This is a genomic window from Stenotrophomonas sp. P5_A8 (assembly GCF_056400545.1).
The window spans coordinates 13,938-30,417 of record NZ_JBFULB010000011.1 but is presented as its reverse complement, the minus strand read 5'-3'; the positions used below and the strand labels follow the sequence as shown (position 1 = coordinate 30,417).

Genomic DNA, 16,480 nt, shown 5'->3' with positions numbered 1-16,480 from the left:
TCCGGGTAGAGCCACCCCATGGGTGGCTGCGCGCGGTGCTGGATTACGAGGCCGCCACCCATGGGGTGGCTCTACCGTCGCCGCTCGGAAACGAAAAACCCCGGCGCGTGGCCGGGGTTTTCGTGGATGCGTGTGGCGCTGGAATCAGAACGACATGTCGAACGAGACTTCGCCCTTCACGCCCACCTGGTAGGCCGAGGAGCGGCGTTCGAAGAAGTTGGTCAGCTCCTGCACGTCCTGCAGCTCCATGAAGCTCAGCGGGTTGCGCACGTTGTACTTGCGCTCCATGCCCAGGCGGTGGAAATGGTTGTCGGCGCAATGCTGCAGGTACTGGCGCATGTCGCGGGTGGAAATGCCGGCCACGCCGCCGGACAGCACGTCCTCGGCGAACTGCACTTCGCATTCGATCGCCTCGGCCAGCATGTCATACACCTGCTGCTTCATCGCATCGTCGAACAGATCCGGCTCTTCCTCGCGGATCACGTCGACGCACTCGAAGGCGAACTCCATGTGCGCGCTCTCGTCGCGGAACACCCAGTTGGTGCCCGAGGCCAGGCCGTTGAGCAGGCCGCGCGAACGGAAGTAGTACACGTAAGCGAAGGCGGCAAAGAAGAACAGGCCTTCGATGCAGGCGGCAAAGCAGATCTGGTTGAGCAGGAACTGGCGGCGCTCGTCGCGGGTTTCGATGCGCTTGAGGTCCTGGATCGAGTCGATCCACTTGAAGCAGAAGTCGGCCTTCTTCTTGATCGAGTCGATGTTCTCCACCGCCGCGAACGCCTTGACGCGCTCGTCCGGGTCCGGCAGGTAGTTGTCGAGCAGGGTCAGGTAGAACTGCACGTGCAGCGCTTCTTCGTACAGCTGGCGCGACAGGTACATGCGCGCTTCGGGCGCATTCAAGTGCTGGTACAGGTTCAGCACCAGGTTGTTGGACACGATCGAATCGCCGGTGGCGAAGAACGCGACCAGGCGGTGGATCAGGTGGCGCTCGCCCGGCGACATCTTGCTGTGCAGGTCGCTGATGTCGATCTGGAAATTGATTTCCTCGACCGTCCAGGTGTTCTTGATCGCATTGCGATACATGTCATAGAACTGTGGGTAGCGCATCGGGCGCAGGGTCAGTTCAAAACCTGGATCGAGCAACATCTGGTTTGGCTTGTCTGCCATGGGGATTTCCTTGGTTCAGTGGCGGCGTCCCGATCGGGGAAGCGTCGAAAGACCCGCGCGTGTGCGCGACGGGCTTCCGGCACCGCGGGCAGAGGCAACGCCCGGCGGTGTCAGCGTGTTTGGGGTGGAGCGGTGAAGCAGCCGGGCTGGGCCCGGCGGTGTCGATCGTTTTTTCGTACCCACCAACGGTGGGTACCTACCCAAGGTTGCCGGCCCAGTGGGCCGGCACGCCTTTTATTGGCACGCCTCGCAGCTTTCCGGGTTTTCCAGCGAGCAGGCTACGGCTTCGTCCGGGGTGAACACCTTCTCCGGTGCGGCATGCGAGCCCTGGCTGATCGTGGTCTTGGCGATCTTGGTGGCCGGGCGCGAGCGCAGGTAGTAGGTGGTCTTGATGCCCTGCTTCCAGGCGTACATGTACATGGAAGACATCGCGCCGATGTTCGGGCTTTCCATGAACAGGTTGAGCGAGGCGGACTGGTCGATGAACGCGCCGCGGTCGGCGGCCATGTCGATCAGCGACCGCATCGGCAGTTCCCAGGCGGTGCGGTAGATGTGGCGCAGGGTTTCCGGGATCTGGGCGATGCCCTGGATGGAACCTTCGGCCATCTTGATCGCATCGCGCATTTCCGGTGTCCAGTGGCCCAGCTTCTTCAGCTCGGTCACCAGGTAGCGGTTGACCTGCAGGAAGTCGCCGGACAGGGTTTCGCGCTTGAACAGGTTGGACACCTGCGGCTCGACGCACTCATAGCAACCGGCGATCGAGGCGATGGTCGCGGTCGGGGCGATGGCGATCAGCAGCGAGTTGYGCAGGCCATGTTCCTTGATGCGCTCACGCAGGGCATCCCAGCGCGCGGTGTCTTCGGGCACCACGTTCCAGGCGTCGAACTGCAGCTCGCCGCTGGCCGCACGGGTGTCGGCGAAGGACGGGTGCTTGCCGCGTTCCTGGGCCAGTTCGCACGAGGTTTCCAGGGCGTGGAAGTAGATCGCTTCGGCGATCTTCTTCGACAGCGCGCGGGCTTCGGCACTGTCGAAGGCCAGGCGCTTGCGGAAGAACACGTCCTGCAGGCCCATGCAGCCCAGGCCGACCGGACGCCAGCGCAGGTTGCCGCGGCGGGCGGTTTCGATCGGGTAGAAGTTCAGGTCGATGACGCGGTCGAGCTGGCGCACGGCCAGGCGCACGGTGTCGGCCAGCTTGTCGAAATCGAACTCGCCGTGGGCATCGAAATGGTTGCCCAGGTTGATCGAGCCCAGGTTGCACACCGCGGTCTCTTCGGCCGAGGTGATCTCCAGGATTTCGGTGCACAGGTTGGACAGGTGGATGACGTTGCCCGGACGCAGGGTCTGGTTGCTGGCGCGGTTGCACTTGTCCTTGAAGGTCATCCAGCCGTTGCCGGTCTCGGCCAGGGTACGCATCATCCGCGAGTACAGCTTGCGCGCGGAGATGGTGCGCTGGGCCTTGCCCTGGGCTTCGGCCTGCAGGTAGGCCTGCTCGAAGGCTTCGCCGAACAGGTCGGTGAACTCGGGCACCACGCTGGGATCGAACAGCGACCATTCCTGGTCGCTCTCCACCCGCTGCATGAACAGGTCGGGGATCCAGTTGGCCAGGTTCAGGTTGTGCGCACGGCGCGATTCGTCGCCGGTGTTGTCACGCAGTTCGAGGAAGTCCTCGATGTCGGCATGCCAGGTTTCCAGGTACACACAGGCCGCGCCCTTGCGCTTGCCGCCCTGGTTCACCGCGGCCACGGACGAGTCCATGGTCTTCAGCCACGGCACGATGCCGTTGGAATGGCCGTTGGTCGACTTGATCAGCGAGCCACGCGAACGCACGCGGCTGTAGCTGACGCCGATGCCGCCGCTGAACTTGGACAGCTGGGCGATGTCGCCGTACTTGGCGTAGATCGACTCCAGCGAATCCTGCGGCGAGTCCAGCAGGAAGCACGAGGACAGCTGCTCATGCGTGGTGCCGGAGTTGAACAGGGTCGGGCTGGACGGCAGGTAGTCCAGGTTGCCCATGCGCTTGTACAGCGCCAGGGTTTCCGGCACGTCTTCACTCAGCGCGCTGGCGATGCGCAGGAAGAACTGCTGCGGGGTCTCGATCACCTTGCGGGTATGCGGATGGCGCAGCAGGTAGCGGTCGTACAGGGTACGCAGGCCGAAGTAATCGAAATGCAGGTCCAGCGACGGATCGATGGCGTCGTTGAGCTTGCGGGCGTTGATCTGCACGAAGTCCAGCAGGCGCGCGTTGATCAGGCCCACTTCGTGGCCACGACCGACCGACTGCGAGAACGCGTGGATTTCCTGGCCGGACACTTCCTTGGCGATGAAGTTGGCCAGCAGGCGCGCAGCCAGGCGGCCGTACTCGGGCTCTTCACCGATCAGCAGGGCGGCAGTGCGGATGGACAGCTCGTCCAGCTCCTGGGTGGTGGCGCCGTTGTACAGGCCGGAGATGGTGCGGGTGGCCACGCGCATCGGGTCCACGGCATGCAGGCCCTCGCAGCAGCGCTGCACCGCACGCACGATCTTGTTCAGGTCCACCAGTTCGGTAGTGCCGTTGCGCTTGGTGACGCTCATGGCGTTGGCCGTGGGCGGCGAGGTCAGAAGGAACTCGCTTTCCTGCTCGGTGGCTGCGCTGGTTTCGGTGCTCACGGCGTTTTCCTCTTGGCGTGATTTGGGGTCGTACAGCGTCACCTGCGTGGCAGGCGCCGGACCGGTGCACGGACTCCCAGAGTGGACCTGTGGCGTCGCAAGGGCCGCGACTGCGCAGGCGGGCCTGCGTGGCGGTTTCCTTGCGTTACAGGTCCCCTCCCCCGGGAGTGGTGCGACCGGCACCGCACGCTGTACTTACGTGCGGTTGTCAGTAGGTCTTCAGGCCATCGGCGTGAAGGCGAACTACCCGTCGACTTGTGGTCGCCGGTACCGACGGCCACAAGATAGTGGGGGTACCAGGTGTCGTCAACGCCAAATGTAGTGAAATTGGCCAATCCCTTGGGGCGCAAGGATTCGCATTTGGGACGCGCCGACGAATGGTCTTGACCTGTCGAAACCGAGTGCGCAGTCAAGGCCGGAACAGCCACGTCCGGTGAGAAACAGGCAGGCCGAAAACAGAACGACGGCATCACGCGGCGCTAACGAACAGACGGCGGTCAGGGTGACTTCCGACCCGCGCAGGCGGTCCAGCCCGGTGCCACGCTCGCCCTGCCCCTTTCCTGCCCGATGCCCATGCGCCTGCCCGTGACCGGATGTCTGTTGTTGAGCCTGGCCGTGGCCGCCACCGCGATGGCCGGAGAGAACACGCCGCCGGCGCTGTCCTCGCGCCAGTGCGGGGTCGGCACGCCCTACAACGTGCTGGTGGACAGTGGCGGGATCTGGCTGCGCAACCGCGACCGGGTCCCGGCGGAGATCTTCTTCCACGACGGCGAGCTCAATATCGACCGCCAGCCGATCCCGGTCAGTGCCGCCGATGCCCAGCGCCTGCGCCAGCTCGAGTGGGGCACCCGGCAGCTGGTCCCGGCCGTGGCCGGGGTGGCCGGCGAGTCGGTGGACATCGCCTTTGATGCATTGGGGGCCACGGTGGAGATCATGACCGGCAGCCGCGGCAAGGCGCGCCAGGTGGAAACCTTGCGCAAGGATGCCCACGACTACGTGGGCCGTACGCTGGGCCGTGGCATCTGGGAGCAGGACCTGTTCGGCGAACAGTTCGAGGCCCGCATCGAACAGGCCGCCGAATCGATGTCCGGCGCGCTGGCCCGCGGGGTGATGTGGTCGACGCTGACCGGCGGCGCGGACCGCATCGAAGCCCGCGCCGAGAAGATGGAGGCCGACCTGGACCGCCGGATGGAGGCCCGCGGCCAGGCGCTGGAGGCGCAGGCCCAGTCGCTGTGCAGCCAGGTGCTGGCGCTGGATGCGCTGCAGCAGTCGCTGGAAGTGCGCTACCAGGGCAAGGCCCTGGCGATGATGGTGATGGACCGCGACGAGGACGCCGCCCCGGTCATCGCCCATGAGCAGCCGCGCGGCGATGCCCTGGCGCTGCCGAAACCGTAAACCGCCGCCCGGTCACGCCCGGTGCGGCGTGCCCAGGTACTCGGCGCTCTGCATTTCGATCAGGCGCGAGGCGGTGCGCTCGAAGGCGCCCTGCAGGCGCGTGCCCGAGTACAGCGCGACCGGGGAGTCGGTGGCGGTGCAGACCAGGTTGACGTGGCGGTCGTAGAGTTCGTCGATCAGGTTGACGAAACGACGCGCGGCATCTTCGTTGAGTGTGTCGAAATGCGGAATGTCGCCCAGCAGCACGGTGTTGAACTCGTGCGCGATCTCGATGTAGTCCGACGGCCCGCGCGGACCTTCGCACAGCGCCTTGAAGTCGAACCAGACGATGCTCTTGCCGCGCCCGCGTACCGGGATCTTGCGGCTTTCGATCTCGATGTTGCCCGGCTTGGCGGGCTGGCCACCGCTGAGCTCGGCCCAGCGCGTGTCCAGCCAGGCATCGCTGCCGGCATCGCGTGGGGCCTGGTACACCGGCGAGCGGGTCAGCGCCCGCATCCGGTAGTCCTCGGTACCTTCGGCGTACAGCTCCACGCAGTAGGTCTGCAGCAGGCCGATGGCGGGCAGGAAGCTGTCGCGCTGCAGGCCGTTGAGGTACAGGTTTTCCACGGCGGTATTGGAGGTGGTCACCAGGGTCACGCCCTCGGCGAACATGCGCTCGAGCAGGCGCGCCAGCAGCATTGCATCGCCGATGTCGGTGACGAAGAACTCGTCCAGCACCAGCACGCGCAGCTTGCTGCGCCATTCCTGGGCGATCTTCGCCAGCGGATCGCTCTGTCCCTGGTGCTCGCGCAGGCGCTCGTGGATGCCGCGCATGAAGCGATGGAAATGGGTGCGGTACTTCTGTTCGATCGGCAGCCCGTCGTAGAACAGATCGACCAGGAAAGTCTTGCCGCGTCCCACCCCGCCCCAGAAATACAGGCCCTTGACCGGCTCGGGCTTCTTCCAGAATGCGGAGAGGCGGTCCAGCCAGCCGTCCTGGGCGCTGTCGACCAGCGCGAGATGGATGCGATCCAGCTCGGCCAGGGCGGCGTGCTGGGCCGGGTCGTTTTGCCATTCGCCCCGGGCCACGCCATCGGCGTAGCGCTGCGACGGGGTCATCACGGTGTCGCTCATGCCGCGTCGGGGGCCGCGTCGGGCAGCCACTGCTTGACGCCATGGATGAGCGCGCCGCGCAGGTCGACGATCTTGCGGTGGAAGAAGTGGCTGGTATCGGGCATGCGCACCAGTTCGTGCGGTGCATCCATACCGTCCAGCCAGTCATAGACCGCCTGCGGATCGACGATCTCGTCTTCCTCGCCCTGGACCACCAGCCACTGGGCCGGCGGCTGCATGCCCTCGAAGTCCCAGCGCCCGGCCGGCGGCGCGATCGAGATCAGCGTGGTCGGCTGCAGGTCGCCCGCCGCGCGCAACGAGACGTATGCCCCGAAGCTGAAACCGGCCAGCCATAGCGCCTGGCCCGGCCGCTGCGCACGCACCCAGGCGGCGACGGCCTTGAGGTCGTCCTGCTCGCCCACGCCATTGTCGAAGCTGCCGGCCGAGTCGCCGACGCTGCGGAAGTTGAAGCGCACGGTGGCGATGCCCAGGTCGCGCAGCGCGCGCGCCGCCATGGTCACCACCTTGTTGTGCATGCTGCCGCCCTCGGTGGACAGGGGGTGGCAGACGATCGCCACCACCGGCTGCACGGCGACATCGGCCTCGGGCAGATCGACCACGACATCGAGCGGACCGACCGGTCCGTCCAGCGTCAGCGCACCGCTTTCTTGGGGAAATGGGGGATTGTGCATGGCGTCATAATACCGTCCCTCCGCGTGCTTCACCGCCGCCCCTGCCAGGTCCGTACATGCACTATCTGGTTTTCAGCGTTCTCTGCAGCGTGCTGGTCTCGGTCCTGCTGAAGCTGGCGCCGCGCCGGCGGCTGGACATGCCCCAGGTGGTGACCTGGAATTACCTGGTCGCCAGCGTGCTCAGCGCAGTGCTGCTGCAACCCTCGCTGGCCTCGCTGCAGACCGCGCATGCGCCGTGGGCCGCTCTGCTCTGTCTGGCCGTGGCGCTGCCGGCCATCTTCCTGATGATGGGCGGCGCGGTGACCCGCGCCGGGATCGTGCGCAGCGATGTGGCCCAGCGGTTGTCACTGCTGCTTTCGCTGCTGGCCGCGTTCCTGGTGTTCGGCGAGACGGCCAACGGTTGGAAGCTGGCCGGGCTGGGATTGGGGCTGTTGGCGATCCTGGGTATCAGCGCGCGCCCGCGGGCCGGTGCGGCCGAGCCCACCGGCGGGCGGGCCTGGCCGTGGCTGCTGGCAGTGTGGGTGGGCTATGCCCTGGTCGACATCCTGCTCAAGAAGGTGGCGTTGTCGGGTACGCCCTCGATGGCGGCGCTGCTGGCCAGCTTCTGCCTGGCCTTCGTGCTGATGCTTGCCCTGCAGCTATGGCGCCACCTGCGCGGGATCGCCCGCCTGCAATGGCGCAACGGGGTTGGTGGCGCCCTGCTCGGCCTGCTCAACTTCGGCAACATCCTGTTCTACGTGCGCGCCCACCAGCACCTGCCGGACAGCCCGGCGGTGGTGTTTGCCGGCATGAACATCGGCGTGGTGGTGCTGGGTGCGCTGGTGGGCATGCTCGGCTTCGGCGAGCGCACCAGCGTGTGGAACCGGGTGGGCCTGGCGCTGGCCGTGGTCGCGATCGGGTTGATCGCGTGGGGCACGTGGTAGGCAGCGACCAGCCTCATTGACGCAACAAACCGCGCAGTCGCGACGCGATGTTTCGATTGATACGCCGACGGAGATCACATTCGCACCTGCCAGATCGTGGACCCCACTACATAGACTCGCGGGTCTCCACTGGCCAGGAAGCCTCCTGTGACACGACCATCCTCTGCGCGACTCCTGACATCACTGGCATGCCTGGCCTTGGGCGGCTGTGCGAGCCTGGGGGGATTCCCTGATTTCACCGCACCGGCCTACCCGCCACCATCCCATTACCCGACCTATCCCCCCGCGTATCCCGTTGGGGGCGACCGACCGGATTCAGAGGTGGTGAGCTGCCACAGTAGTGACCACCGCTTCCAACGCTGCAACGTACAGATTTCGGCAAAAGACACGGTGCACCTGATCAGCCGGGATTCGCGCTCGCCGTGCGAGTTCGGCCGTGACTGGGGCCAGGACCACAGCGACCTTTGGGTCGACAACGGGTGCCGCGCCACCTTCCGGATCGAACGCCACTACTGGCGATGAAGTGACGATGCAGGATCAGCGATCAAACCCCAGCAGCAGCGGATCATGGTCCGAGCTGCGCCATGGGCCGGCTTCGTTGCGGTCGCGGTAGCCGACATCGTCGGCCTCGTCGGCGTTGATGTGCCACTCCGCAGCGGCGCGCAGGCGCTTGGCCATGCCCGGGCTCAACAGCGCGTGGTCCAACCGGCCGGTCATACCGTTGTAGACATAGCTGTAAGGCCGTTCAACCTTGGCCACGGCGAACGCATCCCGCCAGCCGGCCGCGTGCAGGGTGCGGATCGGGTCTTCCATCGCGTAGGCGTTGAAGTCGCCCAGCAGCACCGCATCGCGGGTGCCCGCGCCGGTGGGATCGGTCGCCAGCCACTGGTCCAGCAGCGTGGCCGAGGCGACCCGGGTGGCATTCCAGCAGGCCTGGCCGTCCTTCTGGTCAGCGTCCGCGCCGGTGGCGTCGGAGCAGCCCTTGGATTTGAAGTGATTGGCCACGACCACGAACGGCGCGCCCTTGCCCGCACGGAAGGCCTGCGCCAGCGGCACGCGGCTGCGCTCGCCGAAGGGCTCCTTCGCCAGCACTGCGGGGGCCCCGACCGGGGTCACGCGGGAAGCACGATAGAGGATGCCGACCCGGATCGGGTTGTCGCCCGGGCCCTGCCGGGCATCGATGAAACGCCAGTCGGCCCCCTCGCCTCGATCGGCGTTGAGGGCATCGACCAGTTGGGCGATCGCCGACTGCGGACCGTAACCATCGTTCTCCAGTTCCATCAGCGCGGCGACATCGGCACCGAGGGCGTTGATGGTCGCCACCAGTTTGGCTTTCTGCGCCTGATGCTCGGCCAGGGTACGGGCGCCGCGCAGGGTCGGGTAACCGCCGCCCTGACCATCCCCGTTGAAGAAATTCTCCAGGTTGAACGCCGCCACGTGCAGGGCGCCCGCCACCACCGGCACCGCCGGGCGTTCCAGCGCCGGCAGGTTCAGCGGGCGGGTCACCTGCAGACGGGTGTTGCCCTTGGGATCGATGCGGACGATGCCTTCGATATTGCGCAGGACCATGCCGGTGCGCAGGTTCGCGGCCGCCGGCAGGTAGGCGGCCGGGCCAGGATCACGGGCATCGCTGCCATCGTCCAGCACCAGCCGGCGATGCAGGTTGTCGGCCATCACCTGCGCGTGCCCCGCGGTACCGGGAGCGGCCACTTCACTCGGCTGCCACAGACGCCCACCGAAGGCCACGGTCAGCTCACCGAAGCGCGACAGGCCATCGGTGCCGGCCAGGGTCAGCGGCGCGGCGATGCGCACCTGCTGGCCATCCAGCGTGCGCCAGTCGGTCGGCGGCGCGGTCAGGGTGACCGTGGCCGACGTGGTCGGCGCCGGACGCACCTGCGGCGAGGTGGCGGGCTGCGGCTGGGCGGCATGGACCGCGCCGGACAACGCCAGCGCGAGGGCGAACACGAGGGGGGTACGGCGCATCGGAAGCAGGACTCCAGGAAAGTGCGACAAGGCTAACCACATAAAGTGAAACGCCGCCCTTCGGCGGCGTCGGTGGCCTGATCCGGCAAAGCCGTCATTTCAGGTTGGCGAGCATCCAATCGACCGTGGCATGGATCTGCTCCTCGGTCAGCGCCGGATTACCGCCCTTGGGCGGCATGATGCCACCGTCCGGGCCGGTGTAGCCCTCCACCGCGTGCTTGTAGAGCGTGTCCTTGCCCTGGGCGATGCGCGCATCCCAGTGGCTGTGGTCCAGGGTCGGTGCCTTGCCCACGCCATTGGTATGGCAGGCGGTGCACAGGTTGTCGAAGATGACCTTGCCGTCGGTGGTACCGCCGTAGGCCACCTGCGAGGCGGCCTTGGCCAGGGCCGCAGCCTTGGCCGAGGCCTGCGCGGCGGCGCCGGTGCTGCCGGCATAGACCGCGCCGGCCGGGGCAATGCGCTGTTCAGTGCGCTTGGCGGCCAACGGGGAGACTTCCGGGGGAATGCTGGTGTGCAGGTAGGCAGCGAACAGAATCAGGCCGAGCGTGATGGCCATCAACAGCGCGATGACCATGGAAAAGCGTTTCAGGAACTCGAGGTCGTAATTCCGCACTCTCTATACCCCTGGCTGGTAGTCGTTGGACCACGGCTTGTCGGTCGAGTATGACCAGCGTCAGCGGGGCTCTGCAAGCTGCCACTTTCTATCGCAATGCAGCATGGGCATGGCTCAGCCGCCCGCGGCCCGCAGGCAGAAAACACAGATCGACTCCACCAGCGCGTGTTCGTCGCCGTGCGCGTCGCGGCTGGGCGCGGTTGGACCGACCAGCGCTTCGGTGAACGCACCGACGATGCAGGCCGCCGCCACGTGGGTGTCCTGCGGCGGAAAGGTGCCGTCCTCGATGCCGTCGGCGACGATGCGCCGGAACACCTCACCGAACAAGCGGCGACAGCGGATGCGCTCGGCTTCCACCTCCGGATCGACCGGCTCGGCGATGAAGGCGTAGGCCAGGCCGGGGCCGGCCAGCGCCCGCCGGACGAAGGCGGTGATCGCCCGGCGCAGGCGCTCGGGGGCGGGCAATGGCTCGGCGGCAATGGCTTCAAAGATGCGCAGTTCGTGCTCGACCGCGGCGGTGAGCACCTCCACGAACAGCTCGGCCTTGGACGGGAAGTGGCGGTAAATCAACCCGGTGGAGACCCCGGCCTCCGCCGCCACGGCGGTCACCGGGGCGTTGCGGTAGCCGCCGGCGGCCACCAGCGCACGGGTCGCCAGCAGGATCCGTTCGCGGGCCCCGGCGAGGCGTTCTTCCATCAGTGCGGAGCGTTTGTAGGCCATTTGTTGATTCTATGTTCAATTTTTGAATTTGTGTTCACTTCTTCTGCAAACCCCGCTACGCTGGGCCAAATCGCCCGCGGGACGGTCCTTGCCGTCCACCTCAACCGGCGCGTCCCTTCCAGCTGTTGCGGAGTCGCCCCATGCACGTCCCGACCATGAATTTCGATCTCGGCGAAGAGATCGACCTGCTGCGCCAGAGCGTGGCCCATTTTGCCTCGGTGGAAATCGCGCCGCTGGCGGCCCAGGCCGATGAAGAGAACCTGTTCCCCAATGCGCTGTGGCGCAAGCTCGGCGAGCAGGGCCTGCTCGGGCTGACCGTGGAGGAAGAATACGGCGGCAGCGGCATGGGTTACCTGGCCCACGTGGTGGCGATGGAAGAAATTTCGCGCGTCTCCGGCAGCATCGGCCTGTCCTACGGCGCGCACTCCAACCTGTGCGTGAACCAGCTGCGCAAGAATGGCACCGAAGACCAGAAGCAGCGCTTCCTGCCCGGCCTGTGCAGCGGCGAGAAGGTCGGTGCGCTGGCGATGAGCGAACCCGGCGCCGGCTCGGACGTGGTGTCGATGAAGCTGCGCGCCGACAAGCGTGGCGACCACTACGTGCTCAACGGCAACAAGATGTGGATCACCAACGGCCCCGATGCGGACGTGCTGGTGGTCTACGCCAAGACCGACCTGGAGGCCGGTGCCAAGGGCATCACCGCGTTCCTGGTGGAGAAGGGCATGAAGGGCTTCTCCACCGCGCAGAAGCTGGACAAGCTGGGCATGCGTGGCTCCAACACCTGCGAGCTGGTGTTCGAGGACTGCGAAGTGCCGGAAGAGAACGTGCTGGGCGCGGTCGGCGGCGGCGTCAACGTGCTGATGTCCGGCCTGGATTTCGAGCGCGTGGTGCTGTCCGGTGGCCCGCTGGGGCTGATGGCCGCGGCCATGGACGTGGTGATGCCCTACGTGCACGAGCGCAAGCAGTTCGGCCAGGCCATCGGCACCTTCCAGTTGATGCAGGCCAAGCTGGCCGACATGTACGTGGGCCTCAACGCCTGCCGCGCCTATGTGTATGCGGTGGCGCGCGCCTGCGACCAGGGCCGCACCACCCGCCAGGACGCCGCCGGTGCGATCCTGTACTCGGCCGAGAAGGCCACCTGGCTGACCGGCCAGGCCATCCAGGTACTGGGCGGCAACGGCTACATCAACGACTACCCGACCGGGCGTTTGTGGCGCGATGCCAAGCTGTATGAAATCGGCGCGGGCACCTCGGAGATCCGCCGCATGCTGATCGGCCGCGAACTGTTCCAGCGCACCAAGTAAGGGCACGCCATGACCGTCTTGAGCACCCAGCTGCAACCGGGCAGCGAACTTTTCGACGCCAACCGCGCTGCGTTGCAGGCGGTGGTCGATGACCTGCGCAGCACCCTGGCGCGCACCGCGCTGGGTGGCAGCGAGGCCGCCCGCGCCAAGCACACCGCGCGCGGGAAGCTGCTGGTGCGCGATCGCATCGATGCCCTGCTTGATCCGGGCAGTGCCTTCCTGGAAATCGCGCCGCTGGCCGCGCACGGCATGTACGGCGATCCGATCCCCAGTGCCGGCGTGGTGGCCGGCATCGGCCGGGTGTCGGGCGTGGAATGCGTGATCGTGGCCAACGATGCCACGGTCAAGGGCGGCACCTACTACCCGATGACGGTCAAGAAGCATCTGCGCGCGCAGGAAGTGGCCGAGCAGAACCGCCTGCCGTGCATCTATCTGGTCGATTCGGGCGGTGCGTTCCTGCCGCTGCAGGACGAGGTCTTCCCCGACCGCGATCATTTCGGTCGGATCTTCTACAACCAGGCCAACCTGTCAGCGCAGGGCATTCCGCAGATTGCCTGCGTGATGGGCAGCTGCACCGCCGGTGGCGCCTACGTGCCGGCGATGAGCGATGAAACGGTCATCGTGCGCGAACAGGGCACCATCTTCCTCGGCGGTCCGCCGCTGGTGAAGGCGGCAACCGGCGAAGTGGTCACTGCCGAAGAACTCGGCGGCGCAGACGTGCACACGCGCATCTCCGGCGTTGCCGACCACATGGCCGACAACGACCTGCAGGCGCTGGCCCGGGTCCGCGCGATCATCGCCCAGCTCAACTGGCGCAAGCCCGAGCCGGCCCTGGCCGTGCAGGCCCCGGTTGAACCGCGCTACCCGGCCAGTGAGCTGTATGGCGTGATTCCCGCCGACACCCGCAAGCCCTACGACGTGCGCGAAGTGATCATGCGCATCGTCGACGATTCGCGATTCGACGAATTCAAGCCGCGCTACGGCGCCACCCTGGTCACCGGCTTCGCGCACCTGCACGGCTACCCGGTGGGCATCATCGCCAACAACGGCATCCTGTTCTCCGAGTCCGCGCTGAAGGGCGCGCACTTCATCGAACTGTGCACCCAGCGCGGCATCCCGCTGGTATTCCTGCAGAACATCACCGGCTTCATGGTCGGCCGCAAGTACGAACACGGCGGCATCGCCAAGGACGGCGCCAAGCTGGTAATGGCGGTGGCCTGCGCGAAGGTGCCCAAGTTCACCGTGGTGATCGGCGGCTCGTTCGGCGCCGGCAACTACGGCATGTGCGGCCGCGCCTACTCGCCCAACTTCCTGTGGATGTGGCCGAACGCGCGCATCGGCGTGATGGGCGGCGAGCAGGCCGCCAGCGTGCTGGCCACGGTCAAGCGCGACGGCATCGAAGCCAAGGGCGGGCAGTGGTCGGCCGAGGACGAGGACGGCTTCAAATCCCCGATCCGCGACCAGTTCGAGCAGCAGGGCCACCCGTATTACGCCAGCGCGCGGTTGTGGGACGACGGCGTGATCGATCCGGCCGATACGCGCCGCGTGCTGGGCCTGGCCTTGTCGGCCAGCCTCAACGCGCCGGCGCAGAAGACCGCGTTCGGTGTGTTCCGCATGTAAGGCACGCGCGGCACCGCGAGGTGCCGCCCCCTGCTCCGCCATTGGCCCGCGCCACGAGACCTCCATGTTCACCAAGATCCTGATCGCCAACCGCGGCGAAATTGCCTGCCGTGTCATCGCAACCTGCCAGCGCCTGGGCATCGCCACCGTGGCGGTGTACTCCGACGCCGACCGCAACGCGCGCCACGTGCGCCTGGCCGACGAGGCCATCGCGATCGGCCCGGCGCCCGCACGCGAGAGCTACCTGCGCGGCGACGCCATCCTGGAGGCCGCACGTCGCACCGGCGCGCAGGCGATCCACCCCGGCTACGGCTTCCTGTCCGAGAACGCCGGCTTCGCCAAGGCCTGTGCCGAGGCCGGCATCGTGTTCATCGGCCCCTCGGCCGACGCGATCCGCGCGATGGGTGACAAGAGCGCGGCCAAGGCGCTGATGCACAAGGCCGGCGTGCCACTCACGCCCGGCTACCACGGCGACGACCAGGCTCCGGACTTCCTGCGTGCCCAGGCCGATGCGATCGGCTACCCGGTACTGATCAAGGCCAGCGCCGGCGGCGGCGGCAAGGGCATGCGCCGCGTCGACGCCAGTGCCGACTTCATCGACGCGCTGGCCAGCTGCCAGCGCGAGGCGCAGTCGGCGTTCGGCAATGCGCATGTACTGGTGGAGAAATACGTCGAGCGTCCGCGCCATATCGAGATCCAGGTGTTCGGCGACAGCCACGGCAACGTGGTCTACCTGTTCGAGCGCGACTGCTCGGTGCAGCGCCGCCACCAGAAGGTGCTGGAAGAAGCCCCCGCCCCGGGCATGACGCCCGAGCGTCGCGCGGCGATGGGCAAGGCCGCCGTCGATGCGGCGCGCGCGGTCAACTATGTCGGTGCCGGCACGGTGGAATTCATCGCCGCGCCGAACGGCGATTTCTTCTTCATGGAAATGAACACCCGCCTGCAGGTGGAGCACCCGGTCACCGAGTGCATCACCGGCACCGACCTGGTGGAATGGCAGCTGCGTGTGGCCAGCGGTGAACCGCTGCCGCTGCAGCAGGAGCAGCTGCAGATCCGCGGCCATGCGCTGGAAGCGCGCCTGTACGCCGAAGACGCCGACCGCGGCTTCCTGCCGTCCACCGGCACCCTGCACCACCTGCGACTGCCGTCGGGCAGCGCGCATGTCCGCGTGGACGCCGGTGTCGAGCAGGGCGATGCGATCACCCCGTTCTACGACCCGATGATCGCCAAGCTGATCGTCTGGGACGTGGACCGCGATGCCGCGCTGCGCCGCATGCAGCAGACCCTGGCCGAGTGCGAAGTGGTCGGCGTGACCACCAATGCCGCGTTCCTGCGCCGGTTGGTGATGACCGATTCGTTCGCCACCGCCAACCTGGACACCGCGCTGATCGAGCGCGAGCAGGTTGCGCTGGCACCCAACGCGGACAATAGCGATCCGGCCTTGTGGGCGATGGCCGCCATTGCCGCGATCAGCAGCCAGGGTGCGGCCCGCATCGACGCGCGTGACCCGCATTCGCCCTGGCAGCAGCAGGACGGCTGGCGACTGGGTGCACGTGCACCGCGCACGTTGACGCTGGAGCACCGCGGCACCCAACAGTCGGTGACGGTGCAGCAGCAGGACGGCGCGTGGTCGGTGACCGTCGGCGATGCGCGCGTGATCGCCCACGGCGGCCTCGAGGGCGATGCCCTGCGCGTGCAGAGCGGTGATGCACTGCACCGCGCCCGCGTGGTGCGTGATGGCGATGCGCTGTATCTGTTCGGCAGCGAAGGCGCGCAGCGCTTCACCCTGCACGATCCGGTCAGCGAAGCGAACCAGGGCGTCGCCGACGCCGGCAGCCTGCTCGCGCCGATGCCCGGCCGCATCGTCGCCACGTCGGTGGCTCCGGGCACGAAGGTCAAGCGCGGCGCGCCGCTGCTGGTGCTGGAAGCGATGAAGATGGAGCACACCCTGCAGGCGCCGGCCGATGGCGTGGTGCAGGGGTACCGGGTGAAGGCGGGCGATCAGGTGGGGGATGGAGCGGTGCTGGTGGATTTCGAGGCGGAGTAAGCGTTACTGCCGGTGGGCCAAGCATCCAGTAGTGTGCGGCTGAGGCGTCTGATTCTTCGCGTTGTGCAACCCAGCCAGCGGTGCACGGTCGATGGATCAATCCCCGACCGCGCCCAACGCTACGTCTGCTGCACCGCCGAGAGTGCTTCCACACATGACCATCACACTTCTGGACCGCCCGTGCGCGGACGATGTCTTCCGCGCCCGGTTTGTGCCACAGCCAACGCAGGCGTGCCGATAGATAGGCCTGGCTTGGAATACCGATGCATACATGCCCCGAC

Annotated in this window: 13 protein-coding genes; 6 read left to right on the top strand and 7 right to left on the bottom strand. The window is 67.0% G+C overall.

The annotated features are described in order from the left end of the window. Nucleotides 1-144: 144 nt before the first annotated feature. Together AC1DQP_RS01845 and AC1DQP_RS01840 are read right to left on the bottom strand one after the other, a co-directional pair. Nucleotides 145-1,164, bottom strand: coding sequence for a ribonucleotide-diphosphate reductase subunit beta (locus AC1DQP_RS01845; RefSeq protein ID WP_256775241.1), 1,020 nt, complete (start codon nt 1,162-1,164; stop codon nt 145-147). Between the two features lie 234 nt (nt 1,165-1,398). Then, a complete protein-coding gene (locus AC1DQP_RS01840; protein ID WP_478051006.1) occupies nt 1,399-3,810 on the bottom strand; it encodes a ribonucleoside-diphosphate reductase subunit alpha in 2,412 nt (803 codons plus the stop codon). 573 nt (nt 3,811-4,383) lie between these two features. On the opposite strand from AC1DQP_RS01840, the gene AC1DQP_RS01835 reads away from it, so the two are divergent. Continuing rightward, nucleotides 4,384-5,205: a DUF2884 family protein gene (locus tag AC1DQP_RS01835; RefSeq protein ID WP_457318272.1), complete on the top strand. Its 822-nt coding sequence runs from the start codon at nt 4,384-4,386 to the stop codon at nt 5,203-5,205. Nucleotides 5,206-5,217: 12 nt separating this feature from the next. Here AC1DQP_RS01835 and zapE read toward each other — a convergent pair whose 3' ends face one another. Together zapE and AC1DQP_RS01825 are read right to left on the bottom strand one after the other, a co-directional pair. Further along, nucleotides 5,218-6,318: a cell division protein ZapE gene (zapE, locus tag AC1DQP_RS01830; RefSeq protein WP_256775244.1), complete on the bottom strand. Its 1,101-nt coding sequence runs from the start codon at nt 6,316-6,318 to the stop codon at nt 5,218-5,220. Continuing rightward, the gene (locus AC1DQP_RS01825) at nt 6,315-6,989 is read right to left on the bottom strand and encodes an alpha/beta hydrolase (RefSeq protein WP_457318271.1); all 675 of its coding nucleotides are present in this window, start codon (nt 6,987-6,989) and stop codon (nt 6,315-6,317) included. The genes zapE and AC1DQP_RS01825 overlap by 4 nt, the downstream gene beginning before the upstream one ends. 56 nt (nt 6,990-7,045) lie before the next feature. Here AC1DQP_RS01825 and AC1DQP_RS01820 point away from each other — a divergent pair, with 56 nt between their 5' ends. Both AC1DQP_RS01820 and AC1DQP_RS01815 read left to right on the top strand, forming a co-directional pair. Further along, complete coding sequence (locus AC1DQP_RS01820) at nt 7,046-7,912, top strand: EamA family transporter (RefSeq protein WP_457318270.1); 867 nt, start codon at nt 7,046-7,048, stop codon at nt 7,910-7,912. A 147-nt stretch (nt 7,913-8,059) separates the two neighbouring features. Next, entirely contained in the window at nt 8,060-8,434 is a 375-nt protein-coding gene (locus tag AC1DQP_RS01815) for a DUF3011 domain-containing protein (RefSeq protein ID WP_457318269.1), read from the top strand. Nucleotides 8,435-8,449: 15 nt separating this feature from the next. On the opposite strand, the gene AC1DQP_RS01810 is transcribed toward AC1DQP_RS01815, so the two are convergent. The 3 genes from AC1DQP_RS01810 to AC1DQP_RS01800 all read right to left on the bottom strand — a co-directional run bounded on the left by AC1DQP_RS01810 (nt 8,450) and on the right by AC1DQP_RS01800 (nt 11,228). Then, the gene (locus AC1DQP_RS01810; RefSeq protein ID WP_457318268.1) at nt 8,450-9,895 is read right to left on the bottom strand and encodes an ExeM/NucH family extracellular endonuclease; all 1,446 of its coding nucleotides are present in this window, start codon (nt 9,893-9,895) and stop codon (nt 8,450-8,452) included. 94 nt (nt 9,896-9,989) lie between these two features. Further along, complete coding sequence (locus tag AC1DQP_RS01805; protein WP_256775248.1) at nt 9,990-10,508, bottom strand: c-type cytochrome; 519 nt, start codon at nt 10,506-10,508, stop codon at nt 9,990-9,992. A 114-nt stretch (nt 10,509-10,622) separates the two neighbouring features. Continuing rightward, the gene (locus AC1DQP_RS01800) at nt 10,623-11,228 is read right to left on the bottom strand and encodes a TetR/AcrR family transcriptional regulator (protein WP_256775249.1); all 606 of its coding nucleotides are present in this window, start codon (nt 11,226-11,228) and stop codon (nt 10,623-10,625) included. 140 nt (nt 11,229-11,368) lie between these two features. Between AC1DQP_RS01800 and AC1DQP_RS01795 the strand changes: the two genes are divergently transcribed. The 3 genes from AC1DQP_RS01795 (at nt 11,369) to AC1DQP_RS01785 (ending at nt 16,199) form a co-directional block, all read left to right on the top strand. Further along, nucleotides 11,369-12,532: an isovaleryl-CoA dehydrogenase gene (locus AC1DQP_RS01795; protein WP_457319564.1), complete on the top strand. Its 1,164-nt coding sequence runs from the start codon at nt 11,369-11,371 to the stop codon at nt 12,530-12,532. A 9-nt stretch (nt 12,533-12,541) separates the two neighbouring features. Then, on the top strand, nt 12,542-14,152 hold the full coding sequence (locus AC1DQP_RS01790; RefSeq protein ID WP_256775251.1) for a carboxyl transferase domain-containing protein: 1,611 nt from the start codon (nt 12,542-12,544) through the stop codon (nt 14,150-14,152). Nucleotides 14,153-14,216: 64 nt separating this feature from the next. Then, nucleotides 14,217-16,199 carry an acetyl/propionyl/methylcrotonyl-CoA carboxylase subunit alpha gene (locus tag AC1DQP_RS01785; RefSeq protein WP_457319565.1) on the top strand — a complete coding sequence of 661 codons (1,983 nt, stop codon included), beginning with the start codon at nt 14,217-14,219 and terminating at the stop codon, nt 16,197-16,199. The last annotated feature ends 281 nt before the right edge of the window (nt 16,200-16,480 follow it).

Excerpts from the sequence above, each read along its gene's own strand:
- AC1DQP_RS01845 (WP_256775241.1), bottom strand. The coding sequence starts at position 1,164 with ATGGCAGACAAGCCAAACCAGATGTTGCTCGATCCAGGTTTTGAACTG.
- AC1DQP_RS01835 (WP_457318272.1), top strand. The coding sequence starts at position 4,384 with ATGCGCCTGCCCGTGACCGGATGTCTGTTGTTGAGCCTGGCCGTGGCC.
- zapE (WP_256775244.1), bottom strand. The coding sequence starts at position 6,318 with ATGAGCGACACCGTGATGACCCCGTCGCAGCGCTACGCCGATGGCGTG.
- AC1DQP_RS01825 (WP_457318271.1), bottom strand. The coding sequence starts at position 6,989 with ATGCACAATCCCCCATTTCCCCAAGAAAGCGGTGCGCTGACGCTGGAC.
- AC1DQP_RS01820 (WP_457318270.1), top strand. The coding sequence starts at position 7,046 with ATGCACTATCTGGTTTTCAGCGTTCTCTGCAGCGTGCTGGTCTCGGTC.
- AC1DQP_RS01810 (WP_457318268.1), bottom strand. The coding sequence starts at position 9,895 with ATGCGCCGTACCCCCCTCGTGTTCGCCCTCGCGCTGGCGTTGTCCGGC.
- AC1DQP_RS01800 (WP_256775249.1), bottom strand. The coding sequence starts at position 11,228 with ATGGCCTACAAACGCTCCGCACTGATGGAAGAACGCCTCGCCGGGGCC.
- AC1DQP_RS01795 (WP_457319564.1), top strand. The coding sequence starts at position 11,369 with ATGCACGTCCCGACCATGAATTTCGATCTCGGCGAAGAGATCGACCTG.
- AC1DQP_RS01790 (WP_256775251.1), top strand. The coding sequence starts at position 12,542 with ATGACCGTCTTGAGCACCCAGCTGCAACCGGGCAGCGAACTTTTCGAC.
- AC1DQP_RS01785 (WP_457319565.1), top strand. The coding sequence starts at position 14,217 with ATGTTCACCAAGATCCTGATCGCCAACCGCGGCGAAATTGCCTGCCGT.